The 15,248-nt window shown below is 53.6% G+C and carries 11 protein-coding genes; 4 read left to right on the top strand and 7 right to left on the bottom strand.

All coding sequences use genetic code 11. The features are described 5' to 3' along the window. Positions 1 to 106: 106 nt before the first annotated feature. Positions 107 to 1,009, top strand: coding sequence for a hypothetical protein (locus tag ACO6TI_RS03030; protein ID WP_422384322.1), 903 nt, complete (start codon positions 107 to 109; stop codon positions 1,007 to 1,009). Between the two features lie 376 nt (positions 1,010 to 1,385). Next, the gene (locus ACO6TI_RS03025; RefSeq protein WP_422384321.1) at positions 1,386 to 1,862 is read left to right on the top strand and encodes a hypothetical protein; all 477 of its coding nucleotides are present in this window, start codon (positions 1,386 to 1,388) and stop codon (positions 1,860 to 1,862) included. Between the two features lie 310 nt (positions 1,863 to 2,172). On the opposite strand, the gene ACO6TI_RS03020 is transcribed toward ACO6TI_RS03025, so the two are convergent. From ACO6TI_RS03020 to ACO6TI_RS03005, 4 genes are all read right to left on the bottom strand, one after another. Beyond that, positions 2,173 to 2,559 (bottom strand): hypothetical protein, encoded by a 387-nt coding sequence (locus tag ACO6TI_RS03020; RefSeq protein ID WP_422384320.1) that lies wholly within the window; start codon positions 2,557 to 2,559, stop codon positions 2,173 to 2,175. Positions 2,560 to 2,562: 3 nt separating this feature from the next. Continuing rightward, the gene (locus ACO6TI_RS03015) at positions 2,563 to 3,594 is read right to left on the bottom strand and encodes an AAA family ATPase (protein ID WP_422384319.1); all 1,032 of its coding nucleotides are present in this window, start codon (positions 3,592 to 3,594) and stop codon (positions 2,563 to 2,565) included. A gap of 771 nt (positions 3,595 to 4,365) precedes the next feature. Beyond that, complete coding sequence (locus ACO6TI_RS03010; RefSeq protein ID WP_082442528.1) at positions 4,366 to 4,569, bottom strand: GDCCVxC domain-containing (seleno)protein; 204 nt, start codon at positions 4,567 to 4,569, stop codon at positions 4,366 to 4,368. A gap of 19 nt (positions 4,570 to 4,588) precedes the next feature. After that, entirely contained in the window at positions 4,589 to 4,912 is a 324-nt protein-coding gene (locus ACO6TI_RS03005; protein WP_055114734.1) for a hypothetical protein, read from the bottom strand. A gap of 99 nt (positions 4,913 to 5,011) precedes the next feature. Here ACO6TI_RS03005 and ACO6TI_RS03000 point away from each other — a divergent pair, with 99 nt between their 5' ends. Beyond that, positions 5,012 to 5,398: a MerR family transcriptional regulator gene (locus ACO6TI_RS03000; RefSeq protein ID WP_055114732.1), complete on the top strand. Its 387-nt coding sequence runs from the start codon at positions 5,012 to 5,014 to the stop codon at positions 5,396 to 5,398. Positions 5,399 to 5,612: 214 nt separating this feature from the next. Further along, positions 5,613 to 9,044, top strand: a complete 3,432-nt coding sequence (locus ACO6TI_RS02995) for a peptidoglycan-binding protein (RefSeq protein WP_422384318.1) — start codon at positions 5,613 to 5,615, stop codon at positions 9,042 to 9,044. A 310-nt stretch (positions 9,045 to 9,354) separates the two neighbouring features. On the opposite strand, the gene ACO6TI_RS02990 is transcribed toward ACO6TI_RS02995, so the two are convergent. The 3 genes from ACO6TI_RS02990 to ACO6TI_RS02980 all read right to left on the bottom strand — a co-directional run bounded on the left by ACO6TI_RS02990 (position 9,355) and on the right by ACO6TI_RS02980 (position 15,186). Next, positions 9,355 to 12,822, bottom strand: a complete 3,468-nt coding sequence (locus ACO6TI_RS02990; protein ID WP_422384317.1) for a caspase family protein — start codon at positions 12,820 to 12,822, stop codon at positions 9,355 to 9,357. 438 nt (positions 12,823 to 13,260) lie between these two features. Beyond that, on the bottom strand, positions 13,261 to 14,310 hold the full coding sequence (locus ACO6TI_RS02985; protein ID WP_422385287.1) for a Gfo/Idh/MocA family protein: 1,050 nt from the start codon (positions 14,308 to 14,310) through the stop codon (positions 13,261 to 13,263). 90 nt (positions 14,311 to 14,400) lie between these two features. Continuing rightward, a complete protein-coding gene (locus ACO6TI_RS02980) occupies positions 14,401 to 15,186 on the bottom strand; it encodes a ThuA domain-containing protein (RefSeq protein ID WP_422384316.1) in 786 nt (261 codons plus the stop codon). Positions 15,187 to 15,248: the final 62 nt, after the last annotated feature.

The following is a 15,248-nucleotide window of genomic DNA, read 5'->3' as shown; positions in this document are numbered from 1 at the left end:
GTGATTTCCTAAATAATGTCTTTAATCGACCGAAATTCTAAAGCCTTAAGTGTCAGGTGGTGCTTTCAGAAACGTCAAGACGCGGAAGTTGATGAGGTATTTTTAGATGATTTCTTATTCTGATACTTCGCTCACCATCTCCGAAGCGTTAGAGACCAATTGCATTGTTTGGATCCACTCCCTCCCTGACAACGAGCTGGGCCCAACCCGGCGCATACTAGAAGACCTCGACGGACTCTCCATTGCTGACGGCTTTCAGCTTTTCGAGTTTTCAGTTGGTAACCGAGCAGAATTTGAGAATGTCCTAGGTAATTTGATATCCAATGCAGTGCAGGGGTGGCGGCCTATTCTCCACGTCGATGCTCATGGAACTGCCGAGGATGGTCTCCTGTTTGCCCCGAGCGGTGACCGTATGAGTTGGATTGAAATCATTGGATTACTTCGAGGTTTGAATATTGCTACGGCGAATAATCTCACCTGCGTTTTTGCGTTGTGTTTCGGGTTACATCTTTACAAACAGGTGAGCCTCATGGAACCGGTACCTGCTTATCTCTTTATTGCTCCACCATCAGAGGTAAGCGTTGGCTTTCTGGAGGCTCAAACATTTGCCTTCTACCGCGAAGTTAATCACACCAACAACGTAACTGCAGCTTTCACAAGTACTCTTAGCGAAAATATGGAATTGATCCATTGTCAGGGTCTATTTTTCCAATCGTTACTGCGTTACGTCTATAAATACTGCGCAGGTCGGGGACGCCGAGAACGCCAGGAACAGCTCGTAACTGCAATTTTAGAGCGTAACAAGATATCAGAGCCTACCAGCGCACACTTAAAACCAGTGCGACAGGCAATCCGGGAATCTTTGAAGCCGGGACAAGAGCTCATTGATCAGCTCGCGCCAAAGTTTTTGATCAACCGTGCTGCGGCTTTCGAATACACTGATTTGGATAAGGCGCTTCAGCATTCAAAAGAGTTTAGACAGAGCAATAAGGGCGCGTCTGCAAGTTAGTTGCGGTAATGTGTACCAACTAGGTCCTATACGTTCGCACAAGCTCCAATACGGACAGCCACAAATAATTTGAGTTGTCCGATACACCTTGGGGAGTTCTAAAGTGAAACTATTCAAAATTTCGGATGAAGATTGTGATTCGCTTGATCAGCAGCCGGAACCCTTCCCAGTCAGCAGGCGTATTGATCAAAAGGAAAAAACTGTGGCACCAGGTACTTTCACAGCTCCACTTTCAGAGGTCCCCTTTATGCCGACTGGGTTCTCCGCAGTAGGTTTTAAAAACACTGGCCCAATATCAGACCCTGTCATTTTACCGGCTCTGTAGCGCGAGTTTTCGAAAAACTCGTTCTGAGTTAGAAAGGACAAGGAGGTGGCAATGGATAGTGAAATCGCTAGGTTTATGATTGACGCGGCTAAGTTTGAGTTTTTTGTGGTCAATTTAGACCTACGTTTTGCCCACATCGACCCAGTGACTAATGTTGTTATGGGCGTAAACTGGGAACTGTTGGGGCAGGCAATGGAAGAAGTCTTCCCCTTTGATGAGTTCGAATTCTCGAACTCGGATTTTGAAATATTTAAACTGACCGTACCTCAAAAGCTCGTAGTTTCCGACCTAGGCGGCCTTAAGTGGGATAGCGAGGAAGTCGAGGTCTCGTCTTGGCAAGTATTGTTGGGGCGAAGTTACGCACAGCTGAGAAATAATGTCGCTCACGGAAATAAAGCTCAGCTTCCAGCATATTTTACGCGTGAGCGAACGGCAGAGTTCCTCATTGCAGGGAGAAGCCTAATTGATTTTATAGTTGAAGCGCTTAGTGGCGATAAATCGTGGAAAGGGCCGATCCAGTTTCGCTAGGCTAGTTTTATTAAGTCGCCAGTTGGTTGCGGTCACATCGGATATTGCGCTGTTTCAGAAAATTTCTTTTTCACCGGCGCGCCTTAAACTAAGCGATCAATTCCACCGCATGTTATCGCGGAGGTATCGCATACCGTTCATATTGAGAAACATTATGAATCGCAGCCATCGTCTGACGTTTTTTTCATATGTTTGTTTACTCGATATGATCAGTAGCTAGATCGCAAATTTTAAGTGGGCACAGTCGTTCGTCGCGACATTTAATAGTGTAGGCTAAGTGAACATAGTTAGCGTTGCTGCATAGTATCACTTAGCCTGCTCGAAATGCGTCACCTTTCTGCGAACGTGCAAGTGAAGTCTCTACGATCCGTTCGATCACGCGAGATCGGTCCTTCCATTTCATGACTAGCTTGCTCGGATCCATCCCAAATTCAGCAACAATATCTCTGAGCTGTTCTAGTGAGAGCAGCTCCAGCTCTTCGCGCAACAGAGACTCCCCTCTTTTGACCACTAGCACTGGATCAAGAATCGCCGCTGACCTTCGGTTTCTCGGGCGTTTGGAGGCTGGTTTGGGTCGCTTCTGCTCTAGCTGTTCCATTCCGAAAAGTTCATTCAGTTTAGCCTCAAACTCCGGGTCGCGATCGGCCGCGTCGGCTACTGTTTTCGCGAATTTAATCAGTTTGGTTCGCAGCTTCACAGTTCATCCTTCCAGCTTTGCGATGATCTCTTTGGCAAGCTTTTCATAGGCTTCAGCAGTACTGCGGTATCCATATTTCTGCTTGAGCGTGCGGGCATAAGTTACATGATCGGCCGCGGCGGCTATGTCATTCGCCTGTGGTATGATTGTTTTGAACACTGGAGCATCTTCTCCTGCCCGAAGATTGCGCAGGACGTTCGCATGGACAGAGGAATTGGCCTGAAACTTTGTCACCACGATACCCAAGGGCTCTATCATCTCGGCGATCTCTTCGGAAAACTCCCCAACGCGGGTGACAATCTGCGGAATGCCGTATGTAGACAGGATGTCCGGAATAGTTGGGATAATGTAACCGTGTGAGATTCGAAGTCCATTTAAAGTGATGATTCCTAGATTAGGCGGGCAATCCACAATCACAATATCATAATCATCAAGTCGAGCCTTGACCGCCCGCCAAAGCAATTCAATCGGGTTCACCGAGTAGAACTTGCCGCTGGGGGTTGAGGCGAGCTTATCTTGAACATCAATCAGGTCAAGACTGGACGGAAGCAGGTCTAGTGTCCGAACGCCGTTTACATCCGACACTTGCTTTTGCAGAGCCTTATCGAAATCAAACTGCTTGTTGTCGGGCTCAAGAGCGTCCTTGAATAAGCGGGCAAGCGTCCACCCGCTGTCGTTGAGTTCACGCCACTTCTTCTCCCCGATTAGCATCGTAGTAGCATTGGTTTGCGGATCGAGGTCGACAACGAGGACCCTTTTCTGAAACGTTGTCGCTAGCGTCTCAGCTACCGCAACTGTGGTCGTCGTTTTGCCAACCCCACCCTTGAGGTTGATTGTTGAAAATACGTGGGCCATTGGAACCTTTCTCTTACGTAACCAAGATCGTACTTGTGATCGACGGAATACTGGGCCGGATGCGAGCACTGCAATGGGTTTTGGGAAGCCAGCGTTACGTGATCGCCAGTTGGCGACGGCCTGTTTAGAAGTTTTGGCCATCTCGGCTATCTCATTGATGCCTACAAGTTCGTCATCCATTTAATTGCTGCCTGTGAACGCTGTACACATTGTGCTGTTTACAAAGTACACAGCTCTGTGTCAATTGCTTCTCTGAAAATGGAGCTCGGTATCACACAGATGTCGAAAATTGCTGCTTCCGCTCAGAGGGTGGTGGTGCAGTTCACGCAAGCGGAATGACGCTGTTTCTAGCAACGAAGTGGCTGCTATATTGAGGCGTGGAATGGCACTTCGTTGCACTAGGTAAGTCGATTCCGCACAGCTTTTGACGGCCCAATTCGACACCTGATTGACAACGTTTTAGCTTAGACGGCATAGACTGCGCGGATTTGCAATTTTTCGAAAAAAGGTCGTGCGGGTTACAGCGCGGTTACCATTCGGCATTCTATTAGGTTTCAGCAGAGTATGTTGCGTTTCAAATTGGTTCAACAGTCAGTGGTTATTGAATGCTAAGAGAGCTTGTATTCTGCAAGATTCCCATAGACTTGGACGCACTCGCATCGAACGCTTCGATAGCCTAATTTCTCGCTTGCCAAGGTTGGGGTCGTGGGTTCGAATCCCATCGCCCGCTCCAGATTTTCAGAAAGGCTCAGGACAACACCTGGGCCTTTTTTTGTTTTCAGGAACTTGGTTCAATTCGCCGCTTGCTGCGGCCTGTTCGCGTTTCCATAGCTCTTTACAAAGTGTTTGCGGAAGATGACGAACGCGCTCCCGTCCCGATGTGCGTAACCGGTTCGGTTCAAGGGTATTGCAGGCCACCGAGGTTTTCGAATCCGGGAGGCCGGATCGCTATCAACGACAGCAGTTCTCACCCGCCTGAATTGGCGGGCAAGGGACCGTTGCGAACGAACAGAAGACGCAACAGTCGCCTTTGTTCGGCTTGAGGATGCTTCCGCAAGATTTGCATTCGTAGAACCACTGGCATGCGTCTGTCGGCATTGTCTCAGTTTCCCTGTGTCCGCATTCCGGGCATGTCAGCGTGCTTTGAAGCTCCATACTTTCTTTTTCCATGTGCTCACATCTGTGTAATGAGAAATTCGTTGATCTGAGTTTCGTAAAAAACGATCACCCACGCTGCTGCGGTCACTGCCGTGCTGCCTGTCAGCCACCATTTGAGCCGCGAGACCGCGCCTTGACGAAGCGACAACCACCAGGACAATGCGGCAAAAAGCGTTGCAACGGCCAACACGTAGTAACTGGCCGCCGCTATCTTTCCGAAGATTACCAGCCAGCTTCCGCCAAAGCCGAGCAACATCATTGTCATGGGCAACACGCAGCAGGTGGCAACACCAAGTGCTGTGAAAGAGCTCAAGTAGCTGAATTCAATGTGCTTTCTCAAGCCGATTCCCCCAGGTGGCAGGCCGAAATGCGTTGCAGGCCGTAGTTTGTGCCTTTATAAATCCTGTAGCAACTACAGGATCAAGCGAGGAGATTTCACATGATTGCGATTGGCGAGGCCTCGCGGCGAAGCGGCGTCGGCATTGAGACAATTCGCTACTACGAGCGCGAGGGCGTCGTCCCCAGACCGGTGCGGGCTGCCAACAACAGGCGGCTTTACTCGGAAGATGATGTCGGGCGACTTCGCTTCCTAAAGAGATGCCGCGACCTCGGATTTCCGCTTGCCGATGCAAAGGCATTGCTGGAACTGTCGCACCGCGATGACGATGAATGCCAGTCTGTAAAGACAATAGCCGAGCGTCACACCGCCAAAGTCAGGGAGAAAATAGAGGAACTTCAAAGGCTCGAGGCGGCGTTGGCTGAACTTACCAGGAACTGCTCGGACGGGAATGTTTCATGCCCGATGCTGAACAGGCTCAGTCGCTAAACGATTGGGGTGCATCCCTACGCGCCCAATTCGCCGAATAGCAGTTTCTGGCCATAAACCGCCCCCGCAAAACCGGCAATGCCGCCTGCGGATGGCGTATTGCGCACGAATAAACAGATTTTGTGATTTTGATCATGTGACAGGTTGCAAGCGTAACTTTACAACTTGTCTACACGCAAATTTCAGTGCCTATCCGGATACCTCAGGGTCATACATGTTCAGATCATCGCTCGCCTGCTTCTTAACCCTTTTCTCCCTGCCGGCACTTGCAGATGTCTGGACGTTCGAAACGCCCTCGGAAAACATTCAATGCACCGTGGGTGAGGGCTTCGACGAAAACGAGCAGGCCCAGTCGGACATTACCTGTACGATCATTGACCGATCCGGACCGCCGGCCCTGCCGCGACCCAATGATTGCGCATCAGGTTGGGGGCATGTCTTCTCCATGCGTAACAGGGGACCTGTCCAAATGGAATGTGGTGCTCCGAGCCAGGATCGCGGCGGGTCAAGCAGGGCGGAGTACGGGGTCACGGGAGAGTTTGTCGGAATAACCTGTCACTCTTCCCGTCAGGGCCTGACCTGCACGAACCGCGACGGCAACGGTTTCTCGCTCGCAAAACGCCGGCAGGCGGTCTTTGGACCGAATGTGGGGCAGTCTGCGGGGCCAGGCTCACCCAAAACCATTTCGCGGGCGGCGGCCTACCTGCGGGATGAACAGATCGGCGTCGCCTGCGACGGACGTGGTGGTACCTTTGAACCGGGCGGGCTCATCGAACGCGATCTGACTGGAGACGGCAAGGACGATTTGCTCATCGATCATCGGGGGATCAGTTGCAACGGTTCGCCACGATCCAGTCTCGAGTGCGGCATGCAGGTCTGCTCGATGAGGATCTATGTGCGCGAAGGTCAGTTGCTGCAGCTCAAGGAAGACTTTCTCGGCATGCAGCCTTCTATCGGCAATGAGCAGGTTCCGGTCATTCGTGTTCTGGGTCATGGTGGCGGGCAAGCCGCGATCCGATGGACGGGATACGGGTTCGAGCGGCTGCAGCAACCGACTTCGGCCAGCAACGCGCGTCCTGCATACGATCCGAATGCCCGCTGGGGATCATATACCGGGCAGGGCATCCGGGAAGCATCGGTCACCAGCGGACCACAAAACCAGCTTCTCCTTGCCTGCGACCTGGGTGCGTCTCCCTTTGGCGCCGGAAGCTCTCTTTCGATCGAGATCGGCGGCGACAAGGCGCCGGCCGGTTCGACAGGGACGATGGCTTTCGATGGCGGGCAGCCGATACCGGTCCATTTCAATGCCGACAACTCGGTCCAGGTCGAAAACTCCAATGCAAGCATCGGTCAGTTCAATTTCATCGTCAGCAGTCTGAAGCGGCACAGCACTGTGCTGGTGAGCCTGCCGAACGGAAAACAGGCGCGCTTTTCGCTCCGGGGATCGAGCAGGGCGATCGGCAATTGTCCAGCGACGCCAACAGCGCGCGACTTGACGGCAGCCACCGCCGCAGCAGCGCGACCGGCTGCATCTTCAAACCAGGGAAGCGGCGGTTCCGACAACAAATTTGCTGACTACCCTCCCACGGCGATCCTCAATTCCGCAGCGAAGTTTCCGCAATTCAACGGACGCGACAATGCATTCAGGGACTATCGGACGAGACTGCGCGACGGCGTGAGCGCGGGAGTGAACTTTGCAGGGCACTATTCCTTTGTGACGATCGGCTGCGGCACCAGCTGCCGGTTCGCTTTCGTGGTCGATCTCAGATCTGGCGAAGTGTTTGACTTTCCTTACGGTGGCGAAGAGCAGTATCAGATGGATCTGCTGTTCTTTCGCGACAGCCGCCTTGTCAAGGTCCGCTGGAAAGGCAGCTGGGACGGCAACACCTGCAGCGAACGGGATCTGGCCGTTGAAGGCACGCGCTGGCGCGTTCTCGCAGAGCGAACAGTTCCGGCTGTGGACGATTTTTGTTTCTATGACCCGGAGGAAGTCGAAAATCGTGGCCAGTTCAATGATCGTGACGTGAGCGGCACAAGTTCCGACACCGGGCCTGTGACCCAACCTGCGCCAGTACTTCAGATCGAAAATGTCGCAAAGGACGCCAGTCCGGCGCCAGGCACAGGTCAGGGGTCTGCCCCTCAGACCATCGCCGGATCGGAAGGTTATGAGGAGGACCTGCGCAATCAAAACCAGTCTCATGAAAGATACCTGAAGATCCTCGGGTTCGATCCCGGGCCGGTCGATGGTGTCACTGACGCTTCGACAACAGCCGCGATCATTGCCTTTCAGCAGACGAACGGACTGGAGGTTCTCGGGCGGCTGTTACCGGAGCACATCGGACTGCTGGAGAGGCAAACAGAGGCGACGCTTATGGCGATGGCCGCACCGCCGAGCGATTCCGCCAAGGTTATCAGCAGGCTCCAGCAACCCTCAACCCAGGCAACGGCCTTGCCGAGTGCACTGGTGCCGGAGACAACGGGCACGCAAGCCAAGAAAACGAACTCTTCTCCCGGGCACTTTACTCGCACGGAAAAGAATGGATTTGTCTACTACAAGTTGGGAGCCTGTAAACATGAAAAAGGGTTGGCAATCACCCGTTACAGTTTCCTGGACAGTCCAGCAAAAGCGGAGCTTACGGATCTGTGTTTCGATCGAAAAGGGGGAGAAGTTCAGGCAGCTGAGCCGGTTTCCAATCTGACATTTGTAGAGAATCTCTCAAACATCGAATCTTTCGAAGTCATCAAACCGAACACACAATCCTTTCAGCGAACGAAGGTGTCGGCGCAACTCTACCGTCCCCATCTTGCGGATGATGAGTGGGCAGTTGAATCGGGAAGCTTCAGTTATCACTCGGCTGACTACAATTCTGCGATACGTCAAAGTGCTCAGCAGCATTCGGCCACCGGCTTTGTCTACAAGGACACCACACCGCTTAGCGGTGTTCAATTGGGGAACTATCAGATCACAATACATGTGACTGACATGTGGAGCCATCTGAACAGGGCAAGCGGTCTCAAGCGGAGCGGTGAAACACCAGTCGTCGTCTTGAGCGACGAAGCGGAAATTATCGGTCCAGTCAACGATGTTGTGGTTAAGGCTGACACCGAGGCGGACGGAACTGGCGATATGAACCTTCGTCTGGAAATAGCCGAAGATGGTCAGATAGAAGGTTCCGGGACATTTTATATGACAAATTCCCGTGCTGCGGGGCTCAATCCGACAGACTGGAAAATCGTGGACTGGAAGATCTCCAATATTGTCGGCTATTTCGTCGGCACGAGAGGCCAGGAATTTCGCGGCCTTGGCTTCATCACCGGCCAAACCGTGGACCAGGATGGATTCGTTCATAAATCATTCGGCTCAATTCTGATCCAAGGTTACGGGCCTCTCTACACAACTTCCACGGGAAGTGATCCAAAACAGAGCAATCAAAGCTCAAACAGTGGAACAAGTTCGGATCTTGAGATCGAAGAACAACTGAAAGCACTCGGCTTTGACCCCGGTCCGGTCGACGGTGTCGTGACCGAGGGAACGGTGACTGCCATCCATGCATTCCAGAAACAATTCGGCCTGCCGCAAAGCGATGAGTTACCATCGGAGCAGCTGATCGTTCTTGATGCGATGGTCAAAGCCCGCGGCAATTGAGGGTAAAAAAGCAACTCTGCCAGTTTGTGCGCGATTTTTGAAAATGTGTCGGCTGGACAGATCTGAACCGATAGCGGTTGGAATCTGATGAGTGTTCTTTTGAGGCACCCGACAAACCACGAATGTTGCGAGCCGGCTTTCCGGCGAGCGCAACCTCGGTTGAGAGAGCCGTTAATCGCACCCGGTCCAATTCGCAGGTTCGAGCGGAAAATCCTGGCTTACAACGCGTTTGTGCAAAATTAGTTTGTTGGTGCCCGGCGTTCTTGAGACGAGATTGTTTCCCCGGCATCGACTGGGGCTGGCATCGGTCTCAAATCCCTTGCAGGTAATTTGAAAGTCCACGCAGCGTGTTGGGCCCGAACAAGCCATCAATAGCTCCATTGTAGTGACCTGCATCTGCAAGAATGCGCTGGACCTGCTTGCGAAAGCCGTCGTCGAAACGTTGCGCGCGTTCCTCGACAACTGCAATGCGCAGGTCCTTGTCACCGCTCTTGAGAAGTGTCATGGCTTCTTCCGGGCTGAGTGAACTGATGTCCCGCTCGGCAGTGTCTGACGGAGGAATCTGACCTTCGCTCAGATCCTTGACTGATGCGTATCTGTTTCCGCCGAGATAAGCATGTACCCGCCTCATAAGGTCTTGATCGGATAACTGAAGCCGATTTCTTACGAAAGAGGCGGTGCCGTCCGCATAGATCGCGAATTGTGCGATGAGTTTTGCCGTATCGACCTGATAGACGAATGTTTGTGCAGGACGCGCACCAACGGCGAGAAAACGTCCATCGGGGCTCATGTCCAGGGAGCTGACTTCTGCATTGGGCAAGCGAAGTGTCCGGATTTTCCGCCGGTCTTCAATGTCCCAAATCTCGATCATTTGGCCCGATTCGGTGACGACAGCAGCTGTGCGGTCGTTCGCGGACAGGGCAAACCGGCCAATGTAACCCTCGAAGTCGCCGAAGCTTGCCAACAACCTTCCGTCCGTCGCTCGCCAGATTGCCAGCCTTGTACGCCAGCCCAGACCTTCCCCATTTTTGGCGCTGAGCAGTCCGATTATCCGGTCTCCGGCATTGGTGAACTCAATTGCCGTGGGGATATTGTCTTCCTGGTCCTGCGTCCAAAGCCGGGTCCCATCCTCCGGGTTGAAAAGAAGCAGATCGGCTCCGTCGAGTTTTCGAGATCCGAAATGGAGATCGACCGCAGCAATCTTGTCACCCTGTTTCGACACGGCAAACCTGTCCGCGCCAAGCGATCGGACAAAGGCCCCGGTATCGCCGTCCCACAATTTCAGGGCGTCCCGGTTGTAGCCGTTCAGTACCAGGTTGGAACCGGCGATGAATTGGAGATTATCGGCGCCGTAGGGTTGAGAACCATCCTTGTCCGGCAGAGGCGCAAGCCTCTTGTCGATGTCAAAACCTTCGGTTTCGAAAATCGCTATGTTGTCGCCTTTGCCGGCGACCGCAAGCCAGGGTTTGGTGGGATGCCAGTTCATCGCTCCCGCGCTTGCGAATGTGTTTTGCTCCCCGTTGTCGATAAATGCCGGTTCTCCGGATGCCCAGTTCCAGACACCGAATGCCCGGTATGCCTGCAACTGGAACTTGTCTTCGCCATCTGCCGGGGCTGGAACTCTTTTCTGGTAGGCGCTGTCGAGCCCCATTGCGAGCCTGCGCCCATCCGGACTGAATGCGACCGTCGAGACACTTGACGCCAGGCTTGGAATATCAGCGATCACGCGACCGGACGGCAATTCCAGCAATCTCAATCCGTATGGATAGGATATGGCGACTTTACCCAGGTCGCCGGAAAAACCAGGATTGCCTGTTTCAGCACCTTCCAGGAGCAATGTGTCAGACACCGACCCGTCTTCAATCCGCAGGAAGCGAATGTTCCTGTCACCAGATAAAACCGCAACTTGCTTGTCATCCTGCGAGATGCCCAGAACGCGATCTTCCCTGTCTTTCAGATTTCCAAAGCGGCGTAGCAAGCGCCCATCGGAAACGTTCCATTCTCCAACAAGGCTGTTTTGTTCCGCCAAGGTGGAGAATTCGGTTTGTGCGAAGATTGTCTTGCCGTCAGCGGAAAAATGCGGCGCTACCAGGTTCCGAGTGCCAACTTCCGTGACATCGATTTCGGAAACCGGACGGCCATTGCCTGCATCCACGACAGACCAGGCGTTTGGTTCGGTCCCGATTGCCATCAGCCTGGTTCCGTCAGGGCTGAACCTGACTATGTCGGTTCGTTTCCCGCCGGTTTTGCCCGTGAAAATACGCTTGCCATCGGAAACACGCCAGACCCCATAATCTGCACTTGTGTAGCTTGCCGCAGCAGCGACTTTTTTTCCGTCGGGGCTGAAAGTAACCGAGGCGACCCGTCCCAAAAGGTCATCGACATTCGACAGTTCACGCACGAGGGACAGATCATCTGATCTGAGCAATTCAATTCGTGAAACCCATGGCAGGTCGCCCCGCGTGAGTTCCGAGATGCCGATAGCCAAAAACTCGGAGTTTTCGCTGAAAGAAAGCGAGCCGGGTTCTCCGGAAATCACCTTCTGGCTCAGTACGGTCATTGTCTCGGTGTCATAGACCACCAGCATCTTCTTCTGATGCCCAAGAGGATTGGTGATCACGAGGCGGCTGCCATCCTTGCTGAGTACATGGAATCCGCCAACTGCCAGTGAAGACGGTCCTGCAGACAGGTCAATGGAAACGCCATCCGGCAGGTCAATTTCGGTTCCGCCCACGGCGAAACGCTCCAGTTCATCTGCAAGTTCGTCGCTGTTTTGGGAAGAATCCTGTTCCTGCGGCTCAATCGTTTCATTGCGGAGTTCCGTTGGTGCGGCGGCAATCAGGTCTTGCAAGAGCTTTTCAGCTGTACGCGCCGCTTCGGTGCCGGGGTGTTTCACGATGATTGCCGCAACCGCTGCGCGCCGCTCTTCGCCGCCAAGTGACAGCGCTTCATTCAGCTGAAGGCTTGCTTCGATGCCTCTGGGAACACAGTATTTTCCCAGGCAGGTGGAACCCAATACCTGATCGTAGTAAGCGGGTTGCTGGGCATGCCCGCCTTCACGATGCGCAAGTTCGAACGTCTTGATCTGCGCTTCGTTGATAGCGTCCTCTAGATACAATCCTTCGCGCAGCAGGGGGAGGAATGTTCGCGCGAATACCGAAAGGCGTTGTTCGTCCGGATCGGAGGATAACCTGTCCAGGGCAACTTGCTGAACACCGGCAGAAAAAACCACGAACATGCCGTCATTTGCGACCATCTGGGTCATGCCCCTTGCCATGGCCTGGGAACGTCGACCCTTTGGAGGTTTGAATGGATTGTTGCGGCAGGCGTCTATGATCGCGACGATCCTCACTTCCGCAGCCCGGAGTTCATCCAGCAACCCGTCTTCACCATTCATGAGAGGAATGGTTCTCGCTTTCAGGAACTTGTCGGTTGCTTGCGCAGGGGCATCCGTCGGTACCAGGAAGTTGGTGCTTCCGTCCGACCATCCGTGCCCGGAATAGACCAGAACCACTTCATCGCCAGGCAGTAGGCCCTCGACAAATATTTCGAAGGCTTCGAGGGTCTTTTCTTGCGTTTCGTTTCTTACGTGAGTGATCTTGTAATCATGGCCTGCGAGAAAGCTGGCGTATTCATCGGTCTCCGTTTGGGGGGTCTGCAGATCATCCACTTCGACATAATCGGAATTGGACAAGATAAACGCATGCTTGGTGATTTCGGCTTTCGCAGGCAAGGCTGCGAATGACAACAATGAAAAAAGCAAAAAAAAGCGCCGCATGTCAGAGCAACCTGTTGTCCCATTTCAATCGCCGTACTTTGGCAGAAATTGAAGGGACAGACCAGCGGATGGACCGGTGCGGTGTCTGTCCGCTGATTGCACCTGTCGTTCGCTTTGCATTTTGTTGACGATATGGGGGCGAAACCGGGCTGCATGTGAAGCAATTCCAGTTCCTTCAGTCATCTCCACTGAGCCAGAAAAGCCGGCATCTGCGAGACTTGCCCACCCCATAAACACGTTTCGTCTAAAATTAGAGGCAAACCTGAAGCCTCGTCTGAACGAAGCGTCAGGGTGAATGCGTTAGTCTTTGCATACATTGCATGGAAGCACGACGAAAGACTGGCGGACTTCCTGTGATGGTGCCTTGCTATAGTACCCACTTGTGCGGCGGAGCCCCCAGCTCCGCTGCAATTCATTTGGGGATTGCTTCAATGGCCTTCACTCGACCTTGAGAAAACGTCCGTTTTCGGCATCGGAGTGTTCAGCCGCGTCAAGTGCGGCCTGCAGGCGAGCGCCATGAACGAAATCGGGCTCCGGTGGTTCCCTGTCGCGAATGGCATCGACAAAGCGCTCGTACACAGTCGGCACCGGTTTTGCGACGACATCTTCCCAGCGGCCCTCGGTCAGGTTTTCATCCCTGCAGATACGCAAGCTTTCCTTGCGTTTTTCAAACAGAACTTCCAGTCCACCCCTGTCTCCATAAAGACGCAGGCGCAGGTCGTTGAGATGACCCGAGGCAAACCGGGTTGCACTGATGGTGCCGAGTGCACCATTCGCCAGTTCCGCCTGAAGCGTGAAGCTGTCATTGGCGTCAAGAGGATACTCGCCAATCCTGTTGCCCTTGGCCTTGTCGAAGGTCTTCAGGCGGCAGGACAGTTCGGAGACAGGGCTTCCGGCTGCAAAGGTGGTAAAATCGAGAATGTGGATGCCGACATCACCAAGTACGCCCTTGGAGCCGTGTTTCGTCGAAAGGCGCCAGAGCCATTGGCTTTCGGTGCGCCAGTCACCCCAGGCAGGTTGAGCGAGCCAGCTCTGAAGATAGGAAGCCTCGAAGTGCCGCAGAGCGCCTATGGCACCGCCTGCCACCAGTCCTGCCGCCGCTTGAAGAACGGCAACGTCCCGGTAGCTCAGATTGACCATGCCGACGAGATTGTTCTTTCTCGCAAGTGCAGCCATTTCATGAGCGTCGGCCGCATTGGTTGCAAGCGGTTTTTCACACAGGACATGCTTGCCGGCGTTCAGCAGCATAAGTGTTGTCGGGTGATGCGCAGCGTCCGGCGTCACGTTTGAAACAGCATCGAATTCACCCCAGCAAATCGCCTCTTCCAGATCCTGAAACTGTCGGGGAATGCCGAAACTTTCGCAAAACTCCGACAGTGGGTCGGGGCGCCGGTCGACGCCGGCGACAATTTCGACACCGGGACACTTCTGATAGGCGGTGGCATGGCTTTGGGCCATGTTTCCGGTGCCAAGGATCAGGATGCGGATCGGTTTTTCAGGGGAGGCCATTGGCAACTCCGTCGTCAATTGGATGTAGAGACCCGGAGAACATGGCTTCTGCTCCGGTGTGGCAGGTGATCAGCGAAACCCTTCTTCACCGTCGGAATGAAGTTTAGGGCCGCGTTCCTCGATCTTTTCGGGTGCTGTGTCGACCGGGACATTCGGGGCCGCATTCGGTTCGGCAATCCGGACCATCGGATTGAAGGCCCATTTGACGCCGTTTTTCAGCACTTTTTGCACCGTCGCGTCATGATAGGTCGGATAGGTCTCATGCCCGGGACGAAAATAGAAAATGTTGCCAGCGCCACGCTTGTAGGTCAGGCCGGACCGAAAGACCTCACCACCCTGGAACCAACTGATGAAGACGGTTTCGAGAGGTTCCGGCACCCCGAACGGTTCGCCGTACATTTCCTCCATATCGAGTTCGAAACTGTCCGGCAAGCCTTGCGTGATCGGATGATTTCGACTGGTGACCCAAAGTCGCTCGCGTTCACCGGCCTCGCGCCAGGTAAGATTGCACGGGCTGCCCATCAGGCGCTTGAAGGGTTTTGCGAAATGGGCCGAATGAAGGAACATCAAACCCATGCCCGACCAGACAGCGTCGCAAACGCGGTCGACGACGAGATCGGAGACATCGCCGTGGGCGGCGTGGCCCCACCAGACAAGAACGTCCGTTCGGGCAAGGCGTTCTTCGGTCAGTCCGTGCTCGGGTTCCTGGAGGGTCGCTGTTGTCGCCTCGATATCAGGATCCTCGTTGAGCGTGTCGGCGATACATTGATGCATGCCGTCCGGATAGGTCCGGGCAACAATCGCATTGTGCTGTTCATGGACGTTTTCGCCCCAGACGACGGTTCTGATCGGCATCGCCGTTTCTCCCGGTTCCATCAATGTTTCAGGAAGGACGCCTTGCTTATTCAAAGCGCTTT

It is taken from the genome of Roseibium album (assembly GCF_965233825.1).
GTDB lineage: Bacteria > Pseudomonadota > Alphaproteobacteria > Rhizobiales > Stappiaceae > Roseibium > Roseibium album.
This window is presented reverse-complemented; position numbering and strand designations above follow the sequence as displayed.

What these genes read in the sequence shown, in the direction of transcription:
- ACO6TI_RS03030 (WP_422384322.1), top strand. Translation starts at nt 107, where the DNA reads ATGATTTCTTATTCTGATACTTCGCTCACCATCTCCGAAGCGTTAGAG.
- ACO6TI_RS03025 (WP_422384321.1), top strand. Translation starts at nt 1,386, where the DNA reads ATGGATAGTGAAATCGCTAGGTTTATGATTGACGCGGCTAAGTTTGAG.
- ACO6TI_RS03015 (WP_422384319.1), bottom strand. Translation starts at nt 3,594, where the DNA reads ATGGATGACGAACTTGTAGGCATCAATGAGATAGCCGAGATGGCCAAA.
- ACO6TI_RS03010 (WP_082442528.1), bottom strand. Translation starts at nt 4,569, where the DNA reads ATGGAGCTTCAAAGCACGCTGACATGCCCGGAATGCGGACACAGGGAA.
- ACO6TI_RS03000 (WP_055114732.1), top strand. Translation starts at nt 5,012, where the DNA reads ATGATTGCGATTGGCGAGGCCTCGCGGCGAAGCGGCGTCGGCATTGAG.
- ACO6TI_RS02995 (WP_422384318.1), top strand. Translation starts at nt 5,613, where the DNA reads ATGTTCAGATCATCGCTCGCCTGCTTCTTAACCCTTTTCTCCCTGCCG.
- ACO6TI_RS02990 (WP_422384317.1), bottom strand. Translation starts at nt 12,822, where the DNA reads ATGCGGCGCTTTTTTTTGCTTTTTTCATTGTTGTCATTCGCAGCCTTG.
- ACO6TI_RS02980 (WP_422384316.1), bottom strand. Translation starts at nt 15,186, where the DNA reads ATGCCGATCAGAACCGTCGTCTGGGGCGAAAACGTCCATGAACAGCAC.